Below are 21,366 nucleotides of genomic sequence, written 5' to 3'. Positions count from 1 at the left end.
TAGAACTATGACATTTAAAGAAAACATCCTTCAAGGTATACCAACGGAATTGCCTAATAAAAAAGCATATCCAAAAAATATAAATAGAGCTCCCAAGAGAAAAGACATTCTTTCAATAGAAGAAAAGCAATTAGCAATTCGAAATGCTCTAAGGTATTTTCCGAGTAAATGGCACAAAATATTGGCAGAAGAATTCGCTCAAGAATTAAAAGATTTTGGACGTATTTATATGTATCGTTTTAAACCTAATTACGCTTTTTATGCAAGGCCTATAAATGATTATCCAGCAAAATCATTACAAGCCGCATCCATCATGTTGATGATTCAAAATAACTTGAATCCAGATGTGGCACAGCACCCGGAAGAGCTAATAACCTATGGAGGAAACGGAAGTGTTTTTCAGAATTGGGCGCAATATCTAATCACTATGCAATACTTAGCTACTATGACAGACGAGCAAACGTTGCACATGTATTCTGGTCACCCTATGGGATTATTTCCATCATCTAAAAATGCGCCTAGGGTGGTTGTTACAAATGGTATGATGATTCCAAATTATTCGCAACCAGATGATTGGGAAAAATTTAATGCGTTAGGTGTTACGCAGTATGGACAAATGACGGCTGGGTCTTTTATGTATATTGGCCCACAGGGGATTGTTCATGGCACAACCATAACTGTGATGAACGCCTTTAGAAAGATTTTACCAAAAGAAGAAACCCCAGCTGGTAAAATATTTTTAACCGCAGGATTGGGTGGTATGAGTGGTGCTCAGCCAAAAGCTGGTAATATTGCGGGGTGCATAACTATTTGTGCAGAAGTTAATCCGAAAGCAGCAACGAAACGCTATGAACAAAATTGGGTTGATGTCTTAATTGATAATATGGACGACCTCTTAATACGCACAAAGAAAGCGCAATTTGAAAATGAAATTGTATCCATTGCTTATATTGGAAATATAGTGGATGTCTGGGAACGCTTTGATGAAGAGAACATTTTCATTCATGTAGGATCTGATCAAACATCATTACACATACCTTGGACAGGAGGTTATTACCCTGTTGGTATTTCATTTGAACACGCGAACCAGATGCTTCGTGAAAATCCTGAATGGTTTAAAGAAAAAGTTCAGGAATCACTTCGAAGACATGCATCTGCCATCAACAAGCATGTTGCTAAAGGCACTTATTTTTTCGATTATGGCAATGCTTTTTTACTTGAAGCTTCCCGTGCTGGAGCAGATGTGATGGCTCAAAATAACATCGACTTTAAATATCCATCCTATGTTCAAGATATATTAGGACCTATGTGTTTCGATTATGGATTTGGCCCATTTCGTTGGGTGTGTACCTCTGGGAAATCTCAAGATTTAGATATAACAGATAGCATCGCAGCATTAGTAATGCAAAGTGTCATGGAGTCTGCACCTGAAGAGATTAAATTACAAATGCAAGATAATATCACTTGGATTAAAAACGCCAAAGAAAATAATTTGGTTGTAGGTTCTCAAGCACGCATTCTATATGCAGATGCCGAAGGGCGTATAAAAATAGCAGAAGCATTTAATAATGCCGTAGCTACAGGCAAAATAGGTCCAGTGCTTTTAGGCAGAGACCATCACGATGTAAGCGGAACAGATTCCCCTTACCGAGAAACATCAAACATATATGATGGTAGCAAATTCACGGCGGATATGGCAATTCATAATGTTATTGGTGATAGTTTTAGAGGTGCAACTTGGGTATCTATTCACAATGGTGGCGGTGTTGGTTGGGGAGAAGTTATAAATGGTGGATTTGGATTATTACTCGATGGGACATTAGAAGCCAAAGAACGGCTAAAAAGCATGCTTTTTTATGATGTTAACAACGGCATTTCTAGAAGAAGTTGGGCTAGAAATGACGAAGCGCTATTTGCTATTAAAAGAGAAATGGAGCGAACACCCAGCTTAAAAGTTACGTTACCTAATATAGTAGAAAACAACATCTTAGAGGGTTTATTTTAAATTACGCAAAGGAATAAATTAAAAATATTTTCGTAATTTTAAGAATTATCCATATTGATAATAATTAAAACAACTATCTATGGCAACCAATCGCACTCACACCAAAATTAGATTACATGATGCTATTGTTGGTGTTCTTTATGGACTAAGTGTTATTCTTGCAGCGACCATTAATGTACAATGGCTATATTTAGCTGGAGCTGTGGCTGTACTTCAAATTATTAGTCCAATTACTAAATTTTGTCCAGTTTATTTTGTTCTTAACAAAATTATGCCTGACTCAGAACCCATTCAGAATGGGAAATAACCAAACAATTTCTATTAAAAAAAACAACCTTATGAAACTTTCATAAGGTTGTTTTTTAAAATTAATTATCAATTAACTAAAGGCTAATCCGCCGTCAATATCAATGTTATTGCCTGTTAAGAAAGATGATTCATCTGAAGCTAAATAAGCTACTAAATCAGCAACTTCTTCAGCTTTTCCTTCTCTTCTTAAAGGTGTCCCAGCTGCTACTTTAGTACGAACTTCATCTTTTGTGAAATCATCGTGAAATTTAGTTCCAATTAATCCTGGACAAACGGCATTAACACGAATACCTTTTTGCCCAAGCTCTTTAGACATTGACCTTGTAAACGTTGTGACAGCACCTTTTGAAGAAGCATAAAGTGAAGATCCACCACCACCACCATCTCTAGCTGCTTGAGAAGAAAGATTGATAATCGAACTTCCTTTTCCCATTAAAGGATCAAATGTTTGCATAACAAAAACTGTCGACTTGAAATTAACATCCATAACTAAGTTAAAAAATGATTCATCCAACTCTTGCAATGTTTTGCGCGCAAAAAGACCACCTGCATTATTAACTAAAACATCAATTTTATCACCAAATGCCTCAATCACCTTTACTTTAAAACTCTTAATATCATCTAGATTTGATACATCGGCTTTAACCGCAATAGCGTCACCTCCAAAAGATTTTATTGCATTCACTGTTTCCTTAGCACCAGATTCAGAATTATAATAGTTAACAACTACTTTAGCTCCTTCTTTTGCCAACTTGAGAGATATTGCTCGACCAATATCTCTAGAACCTCCGGTAACTACAGCTACTTTTCCTTTTAATTTACTCATTTTAATATTTTGGTTCTAAAGTTAATAGTCAATTACTGATTAATCAGTAAAAATATTAAAATTTAGATTCCTATACCTTGTCCACCTCCAATTTGGATAGTTTCTGCCGTTATGAACAAGGCATTTTCACTTGCTAAGAATGAAACAACTGAAGCAACCTCTTCAGGTTGTCCTAATCTCCCTAACATAATGTTATTCTTCCAAGAGGCAAAAACTTCTGGTTTTGTTGATTTAATTTGAGCATGAAAAGGTGTGTCTATTGTACCAGGGGAAACCGCATTTACTCTAATACCATATTCGGCTAAATCTTTTGCTAATGCTCTAGTAATTATATGAACTCCAGCTTTGGATGTTCCGTAGATACCAGTTCCAGATCCTCCTGCATTCCATCCAGCATTTGACGTATAGTTTATAATTGAAGCATTTTCGCCTTTTTTAAGAAATGGAATAGCTGCTCTTGAAGCGAAAAATGTAGAATCAACTTTTAGCACTTCATTTACACTGCTCAGTTTAATCCGCCCGAGGTGGCTCACTTTGACCGCCCTATCCACACATGACCCCAAAAGCAGTTCTATCAATATAATTGATAACTGTGGCAAGACAAATTAATGTAATAATCCACCAACGTAAGCCTTTAATTTTCATCTGTTTCGTTTTTTAGTAATGAACTACCTCGACTCAAGCATGCGAGGTATCAAAATAACTTCAACTGTGAAGTATGTATTTTTTCATAACTCTGACTATTTCCTTGTCCTTGAACATATTTCTTAATAACTTCTTCATTTGCATATTGACCAACTGTGTTAATATAATAACCACTTGTCCAAAATTTTCCACCCCATAAAAACCTCTTTATTTCTGGATGCAATCTGAAAATTTCTCTAGCTATCAAACTCTTAATCGTGTTTGATATTTTCTTTGCAGACATCATAGGAACACTTTGAATCAAAAAATGAACGTGGTCCTCATCACAACCTATTTCTAAAAAATGTATCTCATAACGCGCCGATATTTCTAAACATATATTACACAACGTTTGTGAAACTTCTGCTGTCAAAACTTTTCTCCTATATTTTATCGGACAAACCAAATGATATAGTAACAAACTTTTATTATGACTCTTATGAATATGCTCACTCATAATGCCAAAATTACATATCTTTACGCTACACCTGACGCAAGCATCGGGGAATTCTAATGATTTACGCTACACCCGACGCAAGCATCGGGGAATTCTAATGATTAAATAATATGAGTTCTGAAACTGACAATCACCGTTTCAGAAAAGGCAACTTGTGCCATTTTGAATGTAACATGAATACAGTCTGACTATATTGTGTAGTACACTCCCCTCCCTAAATATGCTTAATCAAAAAATGAGAGCATGCAATCCCATTTTTCAAATCGTTTTATGCCGATTTACTATTATAACAATATTGATATAAAACGCTAAAATGATCTTTCATCTTTTGTTTCGCTAAATCCGGGTTTTGCGCTTTGATAGCTTCATAAATTTCTGTATGTTCCTTAATACCTAAAACGGCCTGATTTTTATCGCAAACATGATATTTTTCAAAATTGATAATTATTTGCGGTGTTATTGTAAGCATAAAGGTATTCATGGTACTGTTGCCACTAGCTTTTGCTATGGCTAGATGAAACAATAAATCTTCTTGAACAGCATCCTCTCCTGATAATGCTTTCTTTTCATAAGCATCTAAAGCCTCTTTTATTAGCTTTAAATCTTTATTTGTACGTCTCAAGGATGCTAGCCTAACTGTTTTTAGTTCCAGTAAAATTCTTGTTTCTACCAAAGATTTAAAACTAGGCGACTCTAGTCTTAAAATATCGTCAATCATCCCATTCATAGCAACAACGCCTATGTTAGCAACAAAAGTTCCACTTTGTGGAATCGACTTCAAAATGCCATAAAATTCTAATTTTTGTATGGCATCTCTAACATTACTTCTACTTACTTCAAACTTCTCAGATAACATCCTTTCGGAAGGTAGTTTTTCACCTGGTTCAAGATTTTTGTAGTTAATTAATTCTTTAATCTTACTGATTATTGAATTTTGGATTTCCTGATTATCGCTTACCGCAAGTACCTCTAATTTCATATGCTAAAATTTAATGCTCTAATAAGTTGCCAATGCAACTTCTATACAATGATTCCTCTAATTATTAATTTATTTCCTTTTATTGTCAACCTCATAACTCTTACAAATTGGTTAACCAAACAATATGGCTAAATTTAAACAAAACAACACAATTTTCTTTACTTTTTTTGTCAAATTTCACCGGCCATTTTATGACCAGTAAAATTCAACTTAAACTAAACTCAAACTATAATAAAAATTGCCAATACCTTACCAAATTTTAAATGCTTTTTAAATCCGTAAAGAGCTGTTTCACCAGTAATCAAAGCATAATTACCGTATGCAAACATTAAAATACCTGAAAAAAAGCAACTTAATAAAAGCACCCAAAGTAACTGCATATTAAATTTACTACCAGCAACAATCATAGAGGTTACACTGCCTGTCCCTATAGTATAACCTATAGCAAAAATACCAGGACCAAAGCCTAAAACAATTGCGATAATTTTTTTTAAGAAAGATTTTTTGGTTTCGGATGTTGGCATTTTGCAGTGGTTTTAGTTTAGTTAATTATTTCCAGTTGGTATGGTAGAATTTTCCTGAATCATCATCAGTTCTTTGATAGGTATGCGCGCCAAAGTAATCTCGTTGAGCTTGAATTATATTTGCTGATGTATTTGCTATTGCGAAGCTGTTTAAAAAATTAATTGACTCGCTTAAATTTGGAATTGACAGCTCATTTAAGATACATTCTGAAACAACTTTTTTAGCACTTGGTTTCAATAATTTTATCTGTTTAATTATTTTCTCGTTTGTCAACATATTATTTGTCATTTTAAAAACGTTCACCAATTCTAACATAAGATCCGATTTTATAATACAACCATTTGTCCAAATTCTAGAGAGTTCACTTAAATTCAAATCCCATTTATAACTTTTAGAAGCTTCATATATTAATTTAAACCCTTGATAATGGTTTATTATTCTAGCAAACTGATATGCTTTTAAAACAGCATCATTCGTCACATTAAGTTTAGAACTATTATTAGATTCATAATTTTTACTAGCTGCAATTCGCTCTTCTTTATAAAAGGACGTATAACGAGCAAACAATGCGGATGCTATCATCGTACTTGGAACACCTAATTGAGCAGTTGTAATGGTCGTCCAATTTCCTGTTCCTTTATTTCCCGCTTTATCCAATATTTTATTAACCAACCAATCATCACCTTCCTTCTTTCTTAAAATATTAATGGTTATCTCTAACAAATAACTGTTAGATGTTTCTTGCCATGATTCTAAAATAGAAGCTATGTCATCAGGATTATTTCCTAATGCCTTTAATATTGTACACACTTCTGCTAATAACTGCATTTCTACATACTCAATACCATTATGCACCATTTTCACAAAGTGTCCACTACCTTCCGTTCCTATGTGCGTGCAACAAGGCAAATTGTTTTTGTCTTTTGCCGCAATGGCTTCTAAAAAAGGTTGAACTTCCTTATAAATTTCTTTTTCACCACCTGGCATAATGGAAGGTCCTTTAAGCGCTCCTTCTTCTCCACCAGAAACACCTGCGCCGATAAAATGAATGTTTTTAGATTTTAAATAATCAAGCCGATCTTTAGTTTTATTATAATTTGAATTACCTCCGTCTATTAAAATATCTCCTTCGGATAAAAATGGAAGTAAATCTTCAATAACCAAATCAATTATCTTTCCTGCATTTACCATTAGCATAATTTTTCTTGGAGATTGCAAAGAATTTACAAAAGACTCGATATTATCAAAAGGAAGTGCAGATGATAATTCTTTAAATTCGTTTTTGAAATTAATTGCAACATCTTCTTCTGTGCCATCTACGTGTCGGTTAAATAATGATATATTAAAATCTTTATTGGCTAGGTTCCTGCTGAGGCTTTTACCCATTACACCCAATCCAAACAGACCGAATTGCGATTTTGTTGTTAATTCTTTCTTTATCACTTCCACAATAGTATTCGGTGTTAGACTTATATCTATTTTAATAGCATCCTTCGGTTCTTCTAAAATGTCAAATTGTGATTTCAACAAACTAGAACTCATAAAATGATCTACACGCTTATTGATTCTATCCGAAATTTGCTCAAATGATCCTTGAAGAAAAACCCATTTTGTATGATTTTCAATACCATTATTCAAAATATCTCGGTAACTCTTTTTTAATGCAGAACAAACAATAACACAACTGTTATTTTTAGATTGCCCAATGGCTAGTTTATTTAATGTTTGTAGCCAACTTAATCTATCATTATCATTTAAAGCTTGACCTTTAGACATTTTTAGAATATTACTTTCAGGATGAAAATCATCTCCATCAAAAAAAGAAATATTCATTTCCTTTGATAATAGTTGCCCGATTGTGCTTTTGCCACAACCTGAAACACCCATTATAAAGATAACCTGATTCATATTTTCATTTTATATACCTAACTATTCTTTACTGGGTAATGTACTTGAGCCAACAGTGAGAGTGTTAAAAACTTCTCGAAGTTGCTTCTGATGATTTATATCAATGCTATCTTCCATATATAATTAATATAAACTTTTCAAACATAAAATAATTGTGCTGAAAAAAAATTGTATTTAATTTTTTTTGAAGCTTATTTGGGAATGGGATGAACTACCCTAATAAAAAGGCACCCCTATCAAGTAATTTGTCGAAGCACCCCACTTCAAAAAAATATACTTTTTAAACCAGAGACTTTTTCTGAGCAGTTTCAGATTATTTTTAGAATTTTGATAATTTCTATTAAACCTAAACAAGCTTTATACTTTCTCAAAATTCGATATAACGGATGCTCTACCGCAATGTCGGGAAAATATCGGATATAAAAAAAGTCAATTATCTGATAAACAAATAATTGACTTTATATTTAGTAGCGGGAACTGGATTCATTTCATTGTCCTGCAATGAAATGGGCCAAACGAAAAACAGCCCAAGAAAAACCAATGGCTATACCATAAAGTATTTTATGCTCTAAACCCATAGATGCAAGCATCTGGGTTTTTCACATAAAAAAGCCAATTGTTTTCACAATCGGCTTTCCTTGTAGCGGGAAGGCTCGAAATATCGAACCTAAATGAGTTTATAAAACTTGTTGAATTTTAATAAAACTTTATAAATATTTTTTATCTGATATCCACTTAAAAAGTTTTTCCCTATCATCATCTGCTTCATATCTTACATAAGACATTTTTTCGTCACTGTACGTATAAACTGACCACTCTATCGCATTCTCTTCATGTACAATTGCTTCGGCCACTTTTTCTCCATCATTATTGTAAACCAAAAGGATTGTTTGAGGTACACCATTTTCTGAAATGGAAGATTGGGTTATAAAGTTTCCTACCAACTTACCATAATGAAATATTTGGTCTTCTTTAATAACGGGCAAAGCGGTTGATTTTATTCCGTGTACAGAACCACCATGCTTTGATATGAATTCACGCTCTGCTATTGGGTCTATTTGGTTGTTTTTAATTAATTTATTTTTGAATATCAATTTAATTAATCCTCTTTTACTTAATTGACTATTAAGAACTACTTGAGCTTCACTCTTCTTAAAATATATTACATAATAATAAGATGTTTGGTCCTCATATTTGCGTTTTTCTTTATTATATACGCTCGATATCTTTTCCTTAACTTTTGCAGACATTAATTCCTTTCCTTCTAAATTCTGAATCCAGAAATTATTATGGACAAAAACATATTGCACTTTTTTAATTAATTTAACATAGGGCTTTCCATCCAACGTTATTATTCCATTATTATCTTTTATTTTTTGAGCTTTAACTCCATTTGAGAATAGAAACAAAATTAACACGATACTACAAATCTTTGGTAATAAAATTTTCATGGACTAGGTTTTTCCGTTAGTTAACGCAATATAACCTAAAATCCTTCCAAATAAATTAACAAGTGTTAATTATTATTTGAGTTTAGTTAAGCAACAAAAAACCTCTTGAATTTTCAAGAGGTTCTCTTTGTAGCGCGAAGGCTCGAAATATCGAACCTAAATGAGTTTATAAAAGTTGTTGAATTTTCGCAATAACAATTCAACTAATGATTACTTGTCATAGTTTTCTGTTAAAAGCAGTTTTCCTTTTTTATCATAATATTTCCATTCGTCAATCATTCGATCCTCTTTATATAAACCTTTACCCCAAAGCTCCCCATTAGCGTGATATTGCACCCATAAACCATCTTTAACACCATTCTTATAATTTATTTTTCGCTTTAATTGACCATTTTCATAATATTCTTCCCAAATACCATCTTGCTTTCCATCAATGTAGTTTCCCTCAATTGCAATTTGCCCATCTTCATATTTTTTTTGATAAGGTCCAACTCTTGCTTTTACAATTGTATCAGAATTTTCACTTAACTGAAGATTTTTTGAAATTTGATTTCTTTGTAACATCTTATCATTAGCTTTTGCCGAAATTTCTTTGTTATAATTTAATAAAGGTGTTATCTCATTTTCGATTAATCTATTATTATCGTTTTTAATAGTATTACTATTAGGAAAAGGCACGTCAATATTATTACCAGATACTTCCATAACAAGTCCTGTCGTGACTGCTGCAACTGTTAAAATGGTTCCAAGTGCAGATTCTTCTGATTTTATGTACTTTTTTTCATTCTCATAAATCCAACCTAATTTATCAGGTTTCCCTTCTCTAACAATAATATATCGCTTAGATTCCTTTTTCCTATTGTATCGAATTACTTTTCCTGTAACCAACGAAGAGTCTGCTTTATAATAAATAAGACCACGTATATCTATAACATCATCTAAGCTTACGACTGCAACATCTTTATTATTAATGTTTTGCCCTAGGATTATATGGAAATATAGAAGTGATAATATTAATAGTTTTAATTTCATAATAGTTAGTAAAGCACAAAAATAACCTCACAATAATTTGAAGATTCTTGAATTGTAGCAGAAGGATTCGAAATATCGAACCTAAACGAATTTGCCATTGTTATTTTAAAAGTTATAAATTTTAATATTAAGTTTATTTGACGTTATATCTATTATCCAAAATTTTTGAAACGATAGAAAAATTTGATAAAGCAAAATAATATCCCAGATTAACACCTAATTTAATTGATGCTTTAACATAATTCTTGTTTAACTCTTTATTATTTATAGGCATACACAGATACTTTATTTTATTATCACCACTTTTTAGTTTGGTAATTGTAATTAAAACAGCTTTTACATTTTTAGTATTCAATTCAACTAATAATTTATAATTATAGATATATTTTTCTTCGATGGTTTCTTCAGTAAAGGGTTTTAATTCGTAACCATTTAATAAATAATTGTTGTTCAAATTAGAATATTTTTTGGTTAGAAACTCATACTCTTCTTCGGTAGTTTTTATATCTTTATTATTTAAATTATATTGTTGTTCAAGATGACTAGATATCATGAGCTCACTAAAATAATTAAGCATTTCATTCATAGTTAATCCCACTTTTTCAGATTTTTTTATAAATTTCTTAAAAAGCTTTTCGTTATTAATAGGTAAACACAAGTATCTAACTTTATCTTCATTTTCTTTTTCCTTTGTAATTATGTATAATAGTGCTTTTACATTTTTAGTTTTAGATTCCACTAGAAACTTTGACTCACAGCTATATTTTTCATAATTAAAAACACCAAAAGATTTCAATTCATAACCATCTAACAATTCAAAATTGTTTTCTTTCGTATAATGTTCGTTGAGAAATTCATACTCCTCATCAATCGTTTTAACATCACTTTTTTGAAAGTCATTTTGTGTGTACCCAATTAAGTTCAATGACAATAATATTGATAAGACGATACTTTTTTTCATAAAAATTAGATTCAATAAAAGCCCATATGAACAATGTTCATAATTAAAAATTGTGTTTACTAAAAACGATAATGCTTAGGGGAAAGTGTTATGGTCTGTTGTAAGGTTGGTTTTTTTCAATATATGAAATAAAATGTTTAATAATACTTTTTTGTTTTGTGAAGTCGGATTAAAAGTAAATATGAAATAAAAAACCAGTTGCAAATACAACTGGTTCTCTTTGCAGTGGGAAGCATCGAATTATCGAATTTTAATATTGTTATAAGTGATTTCTTAGATTTAACAAAATTCACTCTAAATCAATAAAGTATTATTGAGCCCATCCAAGTTCTCGAAAAGCCCAAGGTGAATTCCATATTTTTGTCATGCTTTCAACCTTTCCTTCTTTATTCATTTTTAGAGCATAAACATAATGTGTATTTGTTGTTTTATTCGTTGGTGGGATTGGCCCACCATCACCAGAATGTGTTCCTGTAAAAGTTGCAAAAAATAGTGCCGTATTCGTTACCTCATCAAAAGCAGAGGAATGAATTTTATAACTACTTCCAGGCATAGTCACATTTGCTAATCCAGCCATTGCATCTACATAAACACTAACCTTATCAACATCAGCAAAAGCATCACTTTGAGCCTCAAATAGAGCATTCTCTATAACATACTCCTTGCAAGATTCCCATCCTTTTCCTGATTCGCAATTATGGAAAAAAGATTTTGCGTTTTTAAATAAATTCATAATTTTAATTTTTAGTTAGTTACCTTTTAAAGATACAGAAATAAATAATGTCACAAAAAAAGCCTCACATTTCTGTGAAGCTTCTTACTTAGTAGCGGGAAGGCTCGAAATATCGAACCTAAATGAGTTTATATGTGACTTTTTGAAAGTTGTGGAGTTTTAATTATTTATTTCCTTTCCATCTTCCTCCCATGCTTTTCTGCTTACTGGTTCTCCATTTTTATAGATAGTTTCATAAGCTTTCTGCCCATTACTATGCCACCAAGTCCAAAGACCTTCATGCATCCCATCCTTAAAATTACCTTCTTGCCTCTTCTGGCCATTACTATCCCACAAAGTATAAAGACCAATCCCATCCTTATAGTTTTCTTCTGACTTCTTCTGCCCGTTAAGATGCCAACTAACCGAAAGACCTTCTTTCTCTCAATCCCTATAGTTAGCTTCTGACAACTTATGCCCGTTATTATGCCAACTAGTCCTAAGACCTTCTGCCTTCCCTTCCTTATAATAACCTTCTCTTTCCTTCTGCCCATTATCATACCAAATTATTTCAGTACCGTCTCTCTTTCCATCTTTATAGTTACTCACTAACTCCTTCTGCCCGTTAAAATGCCATTTAGTTGAAAGACCTTCTGCCTTCCCTTCAACGAGAGTTACTTTCAATCTAAGGCTGTCATTTTCATAATAATCTACTGCCATACCTGTAAATGGTTTGTCGTTATAAGTTAACGAGTCGATACCATCATTGATTCTAATTTGCTTCAATTCCATAACCTTAACTTCCTTGCTTTGCGCAATAAGAAACTGACCGCCAATAAATTGTAAAGAGATAAATAATAATAAGATATTTATCATGATGGTTAATATGTTACCTGAACTACACTACTAGAATCAGTAGCAATAAAACACCATTTATTGTTTAAAAAATATGGTGTTAATTCTAATTTAAAAGGTGCTTGCTTATGTGTAATTGCTATTTTAGTCGCTACTGATATTGCCGCGCTAATGTCGTAGTTTATTGAGTTTGGCCAGCTAACTATCTGGCTAGCGTTATTTTCTTTAATAAGTTCATAGGAATAGAAAACATTGTATTCTCCTAACATTTCAATAGGATTATGCTCTCGTAATTGGTCTTTAATATCATTGATTTTTTCAGATACGTTTTCATCCCAACTAGCATTAATACTTTCAAGTATCTTATTGGAGGGCTCCTTTCCTTTATTCCTCAATTTAATAGTTATATAATCCTCTTTTGATGCAAATAAATTTTTTAAGGCATCATAGTCTTCGGCTTTTAGGATAGATAAAAAATCGTCTATAAATCTTCTTAAACCATAGTTATCTTCATCTACTTCTGGCCATTCCTTTTCGGTTTGCCCATTTTTACCTCTCCATATTTTTTTAATCATTGCTCCCTGATAATAGACTGACTCAATTGAATTCTGACCCGTTTCATCCCAGGTCATAGATTTATCAAATGGCTTCCCATTATTATAATAAGCTTCACTTTTTATCTGCCCGTTTTCATACCATGTGGTTTTGTTTCCACTTTTTTGTCCATTTTTTAAAATACCAGTTGCTGCTATTTGTCCATTTGGATACCACTGAGTAAAGGGTCCATTTTCTTTTATTCTCGCACGCTCACCTGTAACCGTTAATTCTGATTTCTTATTTCCATTTTTCACATACCATGTTGTGTATTTCCCATTAATCATTCCAGATACAAATGTGGCTGCAGAAACGTAGCTATCATGTGGAATAAAAATCCCTCGTTTACTCCTATTAAAATTCAATTGCCCAGAAAAAGTAACAACACCCGTAAATGGCTCATTATTCCCTTTAGCGTAAGCCAAGTATTCGTCTTCTTTAAGAGTGTCTTTAGCAACTAAGTCATCTGCGAATTCTCTTTCATCTGGAAGCGATATCATTATGCCTGGCATGGGGTGAGCACTAGGATATATCTTTTCATCTTTTTTGCTTCCATCACTATTCCAGGTGGTTTCACTAGTGACTCTACTTGCTTTATCGTAAATTCTTTCGAAGCGTTTTATCCCACTCTTAAAATAATAAGTGAGTTTATTTAAACTCTCAGGTGAATATTCTGCAATACTAAAAATCGTATCGTTGTTAAAAGTTTTTGCCAAACTTATGCTACCATTTACAAAATGTTCCTCAGAATATTTTTCCCCATTAGGTAATGTTTCAACCCGAACTCCAGTAAAAGGTTTGTTTGTGTCAATTTTATATGCTAAATCTCCTTTTAGTAAAAGTTGGCTAGTAGTTACTGTGTCAATAACCTGATTTGATTGACCAATTAAAGTTGAAGGAATTAATATAAGAAATAGCAAGATTTTTTTCATTAGTAGATTAGTAAGTTTCATTAAATATAAAAAAATTAAATGAAGTGAAATTTGGCATAAAAAAACCTCTTGATTTCTCAAGAGGTTTTGATAGTAGCGGGAGCTGGATTCATTTCATTGTCCTGCAATGAAATGGGCCAAACGAAAAACAGCCCAAGAAAAACCAGTGGCTATACCATAAAGTATTTTATGCTCTAAACCAATAGATGCAAGCATCTGGGTTTTTCGCATAAAAAAGCCAATTGTTTTCACAATCGGCTTTCCTTGTAGCGGAAAGCTTCAAATTATCGAACCTAAATGAGTTTGTGAATGACTTTCTAAAAGTTGTCGAATTCTAAAATATCATGGCAAGAAGAAATGAAAAATTTAAAAACTTATAGAAGATATCATATTAATAGTTAGTCAACATATTAATAGTTAGTCAACATAATTTTCCGTTTTAGTTAATTTTCCGTTTTCATCATAATATTCCCATTGACCAATAGGAGTGCCCTCACGGTAATTTTGTATGTTTCGAAGTTGACCATTATCATACCAAAGCTTCCATACACCATCCTTTTTTCCATCTTTATATATACGCTCTGACTCAAGCTGACCATTATAATACCAACTCTTCCATACACCATCCATTTTTCCGTCTTTATACATATATTCTGCCGAAAGCTTACCATTATTATACCAATGCTTTGACAAACCATCTTCTTCACCTTCATTGAATAGTGTCTCTTCAAGAGTTTGACCGTTTTCATCCCATCTCTTAAGAATACCATCTATTTTGCCTTCTTTGTAAGTCCTCTCTTCACTTAAGAGACCATTTTGGTGCCGCAATATAGATAAGCCATCCAGTTTACCTTCCCTGTATATCTCTTGTAAAAAGATATTACCGTTTGAGTACAATTCCTTCCAAACACCATCCTTTTCACCTTCTTTGTATTGCCCCTCCTCTCTTAAATTCCCATCTTCGTTCCAGGATTTATATAAACCTTCCTCTTTGTTGTTATTGTATAAGACCTCACTTAGTTTCTTGCCATTTCGGTACCACAGTATAGATAAGCCATCCCGTTTACCTTCTCTGTATATTTCTTTTAATCGGATATTACCGTCTGAGTACCATTCCTTCCATATACCATCCCTTTCACCTTCTTTGTATTGCCCCTCTTCTCTTATTTGTTCATTTTCATATTCCCAGTAAAACTTATATAAACCATTCATTTTGTCATTTTTATAAAATGACTCTTCAATAAGTTGTTCTTCTTGTTCTCCTAATAACCACTTCTTCCAAACCCCTTCCTTTTTATTATCATTATATAAACCTTCTTCTTTATAAACTAGTCTGCCATATAATTCAGTCCACTTCTTCCACTTCCCAAACTTTTTATTGTCTATGTATTGACCTTCTTCTATTAAATCTCCATTTTCATTCCAAGATTTAAAATGCCCATTCATTAAATTATCTTTAAAAAATACTTCATTTGTTAAACCTCCTTTATTATTCCATCGTCTATTAAATCCATTTAGCTTACCATTCTCAACATAATAAGCCATGCGAAGTTTACCATCTCCACGATATCGAACAACTTTCCCATTAACCAAGGTTGAGTCTTGCTTTTGAAGTAATAATGAATCTTTAAGGAACACATCATTAAGATTTGTCACCTTCTCATTTTGTCCAAATGCTAGTATTGGAACAGTAAATAGTAGTAGTAAAATTGGTCTCATTTATCAATTAATTTCTCAAAAATAAAAAAAATACTAAATGTATTTTAAAGAAGTTGATATAACCAGCACTTAAAACTAACTCATTTGTTTAACAAAAACTTGGTTTAGCAAAGTTATTCGGTCAAATAAAAAAGCCTCACATTTCTGTGAAGCTTTGTCGTAGCGGAAAGCTTCGAATTATCGAACCTAAATGAGTTTGTGAGTGATTTTTTGGAAGTTGTTGCGTTTAATAATCACAACGTTTTAAAATAATCCCATTTCTCTTTTAATCTAGATAGTAACTCTTCATATTCTTTAAATCCCTTTAAATTTTCTAGATGAGGGTCTGAACTAAACAATGGATAATTTGGAAAACCTGTACTAGCAGCTTTTATTAGCCAATCAGTAGCGACTTCCTTTTTATTCATTATAGCTGAAGCAACACCCAATTGATAATAAACGTGGTGAACATGAATTAAATCTTCCGAATTAGTTAACGCCAATTCCATTTTTTGTTCTGCATCCACATATTCTCCTTTACTAGCTAAAACAATGGCATATGCGCTATTTGAGAGGTTATTTTTAGGTGAGTTTTTTAGATTACTATCCAGCATTTTTATAGCTTTATTTGAGTTTTTTAAGTAAAAATGATTTAATGCAAGTAATGTTTGTGTCAATTGAGGGGCAAAATATTTGGGAATTTTTTCAAATTCAACAAGTGATAATTCATATTCTCCACTAAACATTAAGGCTTCTCCAATAAATCTTCTTGCTCTATAATTCCCAGGGTCTAACTCAAGACTTTTTTTAGCATTTACTAAAGCTTTATCAAAAAGTCCAATATGAAATTCCACCAATGATAATTGCTCAAAAGCGTTATTTGATTTTGAGTCCTTTAATATCGCCTTTTTGAATTCATTTATTGCTTCCTCATGCGCAAAATTATGGCTTTTACTCCAAAAAAACTGACCTTGAATTATATGTGGATTCGCTAATTTAGGGTCTAATTGCAACGCCTTCCTTGCAGCAGAATACGCTTCTTCTTCCCATTTCGCATTCAAATCAAACGAAAGGCTCTTTCTCATGTAAGCACTAGCTAGTCTACTGTAGGCTTTAGCAAACAAAGAGTCAATATCAATCGCTTTATTATAATAGTCTATTGCAGAGTTGATATCTGAAAGAGTTTCTTTTTTATGATGGTGGTCACCTTTGAAATAAAAGTCCAAGGCTTTCAAATTAGAAGATAAATTTTCCGATTCTTCAAATTGACCAACAACACTGTCTTCTTTATTAGATTGATTCCAATTCAACTTTATTAATAAAAATACAACTGCAATAGCTAAAAAAACTATTATCAGTTTATTCAATTTACTATTAGTTAATTCAGATTCTTCATTATCAACTTGTTTAGTTTTTTTAATTCCTTCAGGAGTCATTTCATATATCCAAGAAAACACTAGCCAAATGGGAAATCCAATAGCCATTAACAAAGTTATGGTTCTTAACACCCATAATGGAGCCTCAAAAAGGGGTAAAAGAATTGAGAAAACTTGTAATAGAACCCATGCCACAACCAAATATGCTACTCCAGCTTTAATAACATTTCGCCTTTTTAATTCTGTTATGTATTTATAAAAGTTCATGTGACTTTCATCAATAAATTTGTCATGGATTGATTTTGACCAAATATAGCCAAAAAAATAGTCGCATCATTTGCACCAAAAAGAAAAGCCTCACATTTCTGTGAAGCTTCTTCGTAGCGGAAAAGATTGAAAAATCGAACAATCTAGTTCAAGATTTTATAAAGGTTTGTAACTTTAGGGTTAAACCATGAATTCATGTTTTGGGCCATTGTAAATAATGAAAAAGAAAGACCGCAACCAAATACGTTTGGAACTTGTCCATCTTGTGGTTATAAAGTACACTCAAAATGCGGTAAAATTAAAGAATGGCATTGGGCGCATTTTAAAGGAGAAAATTGTGACTCCTGGCACGAGCCAGAATCTTCTTGGCATTATGATTGGAAAATGACATTCGGCCCAGAATGCGCTGAACGGGTGATAAGGCAGCACGGTGAAATGCATAGAGCAGATGTTCTAACCAAGCAAAATGTAGTAATTGAACTCCAAAATTCACCGATACAGATAGACGTAATCTCAAAACGAGAAGAGTTTTATGGAGAAAGAATGTTGTGGCTAATTAATGGGAGAGGCTTTAAAAGTAATTTTAAAATTTATGAATTGGATGGTCTTGGCCACAAGTGGAGTTCAGAACATAACCAAACTAAAAATTTAAGAGGGAAAAAAGGCTTTGAATGGAATTATGCTCGAAGAAGTTGGAGTGCTGTTCGGAGACATGTTTTTATCGATTTTGGTGAGAATACTCTTTTTTGGGCACGCTCTGGTATGGGGACCAAAATAGGTTCTGGTCTTTTAATCCCCAAAAAGGATTTCATTCTTAAATATGGTGGTGATTACGACTATTATCAAGAGCAGTTTGAATTAAGAAGAAAGGAAGAAGAGATAAGAAAACTAGAAATAAAAAGAAAAGAGGAAGAAGAAAAGAGTAAGCTTGTCCAGCATGGGCATAGAAGACTTATAACTCATTATAGAAGGAGAAGAAGACGGTAATTGGTCAATCTTTTCAGCATTTCTAATATGTCTACTATGGGTCCCCCTAATATTGTTTTGTCGAACCAGTTTAATGAAGAATTGATGAGGTTTGCTTCATTATAAGTTTATTAATCGACAGTTTCTCTTTTTATTTTAATTCCAAATCTATACGTTACTTTCGCTTTTAATTTACCTTTCTCATTATATTCTTCCCAAACACCAGTTTTTTTATAAGTCTTGTTGTCTTCTTGTATTTCATGAATACTCAAGCCTTTGGATTTTAACTGACCATTTTCATAGTATTCCTCGCTAGTACCCTCACCAGAATCCTTTTCCCAAATTGTTTTATATCTTAATTTACCTTTTTCAGACCATTGTTTATCTAACCCCTCTGGCACACCATCCTTAAAATGTTTTTCGTTTCTTAATTGTCCATTCTGATGCCATACCCTAGTCAATCCTTCAGGGAAACCATTCTTCATTGTTAATTCTTGTTTTATCTGTCCATTATCATACCACTCTCTAAATAATCCATGTTGTTTACCATCCTTAAATGTTGATTGATGTATTAACTGTCCGTTCTCATCCCACATTCTGGCTAACCCATTAGGCACCTCGTTATCAAACCTCATTTCTTGCTCTAGCTGCCCATTTTTATACCACATCCTAGCTAACCCCCATGGTTTACCATCCTCAACAGTTAGTTCTTGCTTTATCTGACCATTCTCATACCACTCTCTAGTCAGCCCTTCAGGCAATCCATTATTAAACGTTAATTCCTTCTTTAACTGCCCATTCTCATACCACTCTTTAGCTAAACCTTGTGGTATGCCTGCTTTAAAAGTCGATTCTTGTAATTTTTTATCTCCACTTATATCGTAATAAACTAATCTGCCTGTCAATAAAATGGAATCCTTTGAGGTATAAACCAAACCATTGATTGTGTCTACTTCACTGGTTTTATAAATCTTTTTTGATTGCCCTACACATACAAAAGATAGAGAGAAGACAATAATCATAAAAAGTCGTTTCATATACTATAATATTTGTCTATAAGTTAATGATAAAAAGCATTTTAACCTCAAAAGTTAAATCTTATTAAAAACCATCTTCTTTTAAATTACCTTATAAAATTCTTTTGGTTAATCAACACAAAAAGTACCACAGCATTCCTTTGATACTATCCATGATTTTTGTGCATCAATAGATATATATGCAGTTTGTAAATCGGAATTATTAAAAGTTTTAATATAACTTTTCCCATTTACAGACAACTCAACACATTCTCCAAGTTCACGTTCAACCATAGACTGTTCAAGTTTTCTGAAGTCTTGACCTGTAAATATCGTTCCTATTACCGTGTTTCCCTCACAATTATCCGATAAATACATTTTTATTGTGCACAAACTAATTTCACCAGGTCCCCCAGTTAAGGAACCAGAACAACCTATAAAAGAAATGAATAATAATAGAAAGATTAGTTTTTTAATCAGAAATTATAGTTAAAAAGGTTAATAAATAAACCATTCAAAAAACTATAATTACTGGGGATATAAAGAATAATATCTTGAATATGAATGTCAAGATAAGCAATATAGTTTGGTTATTCAATTGAAATGATATTTGGTATTAGGCATTTCAACTAGTAATAAGAGTAAATTACTTCTACTAAACAGTTAAAAGAATGACAAATATGCTACAATACCGAATAAAAAAACCACCTAATTTCTTAGATGGTTTTTCGTTTTTGCTCCCCCTAATATTGTTTTGTCGAACCATTTTAATGAAGAGTTAATGAAATTAGCTTCATTCTATAAAGGCTTTGTTGATGTAAACAGTCTTGTTCTTTAGTGGAAAGGTTCGAATTACCAAACCTAAACCTTAATGAGTTTGTCTGGGATTTTTTTGAGGCGGTTACATTTTCAACATGACATGAATCAGTTCTTCAATAATACTTTTAAGAAACTTCCCCACCAAGGTGCTTCAACCATATATGAATACAAAATAGACATGATAATCATAACAATAGCAATTATACTATAACTTGTATAGATGATTTTTTCCTTACGGTAATCAATAAGTATAATCAATCCAATTGAAAGAAAGATTAATCCATTTGTAACATATACCAATTCCGTAAAGTTCAAGTCCCAATTTACAATTTTACCTACTGGATAATTTAAAAATCGAATAAGTGCTGGAAGCAATGACCAAAATACAGTTGCAATCATCCACCTTCCATGAATTCGAGTATCTTTTACATTTCGAACTCCAAAATAAACAGATATGACAAATCCGCCAAGCGCCACAAAATCTATAAAAAGAATGCCATTAGCAAGGCTTGGTGGTAGATTTGGATTGGATAAAATAAATGGAAGCATTTGTAAAGCTGAAAAGACTACTCCACCAGCCAAAAACAATCCAACCAAACCTAATTTACGATGTAGTCCAAGATTATTCTTTTGATATAAATATGGTTGAACAATAACTAATATGTACCAACAAGTAGCTAAAAGACCATGAACATGAAATCTAAATGGGACAGAAAAGAATTTTGTCCAATAACTTGGATAAAAACCACTTATTATAATGATGAAAGGTATGATTGACCAAAGGTGTGTTCTTGGAAACAGTTTTGTATTCTTCAATTAGATAATGATTTTCAGTTAGTTGTTTAAATATAAGGAAAATAAATGAGCGTCATAAAAGAGAAAAACCTTCAGATTTTTTCTGAAGAATCTTATCATAGAAGTTGGCTAGCCTTCTGGAGATACTAAAAATTCAAAAAGGAGAGTTTAAACCAAAAAAAAAGTCCAACATTTCTGT

The 21,366-nt window shown here is 32.4% G+C and carries 20 protein-coding genes and 2 pseudogenes; 3 read left to right on the top strand and 19 right to left on the bottom strand.

Features of this window, described 5'->3' with window-relative positions; genetic code table 11:
* The first annotated feature begins 7 nt into the window (after positions 1-7).
* Together AC2D6V_RS07415 and AC2D6V_RS07410 are read left to right on the top strand one after the other, a co-directional pair.
* Positions 8-2,005 carry a urocanate hydratase gene (locus tag AC2D6V_RS07415; RefSeq protein WP_484647421.1) on the top strand — a complete coding sequence of 666 codons (1,998 nt, stop codon included), beginning with the start codon at positions 8-10 and terminating at the stop codon, positions 2,003-2,005.
* A 79-nt stretch (positions 2,006-2,084) separates the two neighbouring features.
* Complete coding sequence (locus tag AC2D6V_RS07410; RefSeq protein WP_484647420.1) at positions 2,085-2,312, top strand: YgaP family membrane protein; 228 nt, start codon at positions 2,085-2,087, stop codon at positions 2,310-2,312.
* Between the two features lie 72 nt (positions 2,313-2,384).
* On the opposite strand, the gene AC2D6V_RS07405 is transcribed toward AC2D6V_RS07410, so the two are convergent.
* The 16 genes and pseudogenes from AC2D6V_RS07405 to AC2D6V_RS07330 form a co-directional block, all read right to left on the bottom strand.
* Positions 2,385-3,140: an SDR family NAD(P)-dependent oxidoreductase gene (locus AC2D6V_RS07405; RefSeq protein ID WP_484647419.1), complete on the bottom strand. Its 756-nt coding sequence runs from the start codon at positions 3,138-3,140 to the stop codon at positions 2,385-2,387.
* 62 nt (positions 3,141-3,202) lie between these two features.
* Positions 3,203-3,628, bottom strand: a pseudogene (locus AC2D6V_RS07400) (SDR family NAD(P)-dependent oxidoreductase); the annotation flags it as partial.
* A 206-nt stretch (positions 3,629-3,834) separates the two neighbouring features.
* Positions 3,835-4,281, bottom strand: a complete 447-nt coding sequence (gene tnpA, locus AC2D6V_RS07395; RefSeq protein WP_484647418.1) for an IS200/IS605 family transposase — start codon at positions 4,279-4,281, stop codon at positions 3,835-3,837.
* Positions 4,282-4,549: 268 nt separating this feature from the next.
* Positions 4,550-5,260, bottom strand: coding sequence for a FadR/GntR family transcriptional regulator (locus AC2D6V_RS07390; protein WP_484647417.1), 711 nt, complete (start codon positions 5,258-5,260; stop codon positions 4,550-4,552).
* Between the two features lie 221 nt (positions 5,261-5,481).
* Positions 5,482-5,784, bottom strand: coding sequence for a divalent metal cation transporter (locus AC2D6V_RS07385; RefSeq protein ID WP_484647416.1), 303 nt, complete (start codon positions 5,782-5,784; stop codon positions 5,482-5,484).
* 25 nt (positions 5,785-5,809) lie between these two features.
* Complete coding sequence (gene gndA, locus AC2D6V_RS07380; RefSeq protein WP_484647415.1) at positions 5,810-7,693, bottom strand: NADP-dependent phosphogluconate dehydrogenase; 1,884 nt, start codon at positions 7,691-7,693, stop codon at positions 5,810-5,812.
* Positions 7,694-8,400: 707 nt separating this feature from the next.
* On the bottom strand, positions 8,401-9,144 hold the full coding sequence (locus AC2D6V_RS07375; protein WP_484647414.1) for a hypothetical protein: 744 nt from the start codon (positions 9,142-9,144) through the stop codon (positions 8,401-8,403).
* Between the two features lie 210 nt (positions 9,145-9,354).
* Complete coding sequence (locus tag AC2D6V_RS07370; RefSeq protein ID WP_484647413.1) at positions 9,355-10,176, bottom strand: toxin-antitoxin system YwqK family antitoxin; 822 nt, start codon at positions 10,174-10,176, stop codon at positions 9,355-9,357.
* Between the two features lie 133 nt (positions 10,177-10,309).
* Positions 10,310-11,137, bottom strand: a complete 828-nt coding sequence (locus AC2D6V_RS07365; protein WP_484647412.1) for a hypothetical protein — start codon at positions 11,135-11,137, stop codon at positions 10,310-10,312.
* Between the two features lie 310 nt (positions 11,138-11,447).
* A complete protein-coding gene (locus tag AC2D6V_RS07360) occupies positions 11,448-11,870 on the bottom strand; it encodes a hypothetical protein (RefSeq protein WP_484647411.1) in 423 nt (140 codons plus the stop codon).
* Between the two features lie 159 nt (positions 11,871-12,029).
* Positions 12,030-12,221, bottom strand: coding sequence for a toxin-antitoxin system YwqK family antitoxin (locus tag AC2D6V_RS07355; RefSeq protein ID WP_484647527.1), 192 nt, complete (start codon positions 12,219-12,221; stop codon positions 12,030-12,032).
* A 9-nt stretch (positions 12,222-12,230) separates the two neighbouring features.
* Positions 12,231-12,284: pseudogene (locus AC2D6V_RS07350) on the bottom strand (hypothetical protein); the annotation flags it as partial.
* Between the two features lie 9 nt (positions 12,285-12,293).
* Positions 12,294-12,725 (bottom strand): toxin-antitoxin system YwqK family antitoxin, encoded by a 432-nt coding sequence (locus AC2D6V_RS07345; protein ID WP_484647410.1) that lies wholly within the window; start codon positions 12,723-12,725, stop codon positions 12,294-12,296.
* 5 nt (positions 12,726-12,730) lie between these two features.
* Positions 12,731-14,230 (bottom strand): toxin-antitoxin system YwqK family antitoxin, encoded by a 1,500-nt coding sequence (locus AC2D6V_RS07340; protein ID WP_484647409.1) that lies wholly within the window; start codon positions 14,228-14,230, stop codon positions 12,731-12,733.
* Positions 14,231-14,647: 417 nt separating this feature from the next.
* Positions 14,648-15,949: a toxin-antitoxin system YwqK family antitoxin gene (locus tag AC2D6V_RS07335; RefSeq protein ID WP_484647408.1), complete on the bottom strand. Its 1,302-nt coding sequence runs from the start codon at positions 15,947-15,949 to the stop codon at positions 14,648-14,650.
* A gap of 233 nt (positions 15,950-16,182) precedes the next feature.
* Entirely contained in the window at positions 16,183-17,571 is a 1,389-nt protein-coding gene (locus tag AC2D6V_RS07330; protein ID WP_484647406.1) for a hypothetical protein, read from the bottom strand.
* A gap of 195 nt (positions 17,572-17,766) precedes the next feature.
* Between AC2D6V_RS07330 and AC2D6V_RS07325 the strand changes: the two genes are divergently transcribed.
* Entirely contained in the window at positions 17,767-18,558 is a 792-nt protein-coding gene (locus tag AC2D6V_RS07325; RefSeq protein ID WP_484647405.1) for a competence protein CoiA family protein, read from the top strand.
* Between the two features lie 110 nt (positions 18,559-18,668).
* Here AC2D6V_RS07325 and AC2D6V_RS07320 read toward each other — a convergent pair whose 3' ends face one another.
* The 3 genes from AC2D6V_RS07320 to AC2D6V_RS07310 all read right to left on the bottom strand — a co-directional run bounded on the left by AC2D6V_RS07320 (position 18,669) and on the right by AC2D6V_RS07310 (position 21,188).
* Positions 18,669-19,574 (bottom strand): toxin-antitoxin system YwqK family antitoxin, encoded by a 906-nt coding sequence (locus AC2D6V_RS07320; protein ID WP_484647403.1) that lies wholly within the window; start codon positions 19,572-19,574, stop codon positions 18,669-18,671.
* Positions 19,575-19,682: 108 nt separating this feature from the next.
* A complete protein-coding gene (locus AC2D6V_RS07315) occupies positions 19,683-19,931 on the bottom strand; it encodes a hypothetical protein (RefSeq protein WP_484647401.1) in 249 nt (82 codons plus the stop codon).
* Between the two features lie 546 nt (positions 19,932-20,477).
* Positions 20,478-21,188 (bottom strand): hypothetical protein, encoded by a 711-nt coding sequence (locus AC2D6V_RS07310; RefSeq protein ID WP_484647400.1) that lies wholly within the window; start codon positions 21,186-21,188, stop codon positions 20,478-20,480.
* Positions 21,189-21,366: the final 178 nt, after the last annotated feature.

The sequence above is a fragment of the Algibacter sp. YIN40 genome, from assembly GCF_057219435.1.
The sequence above is the reverse complement of the archived record's forward strand: the minus strand, read 5'-3'. Positions and strand labels throughout refer to the sequence as shown.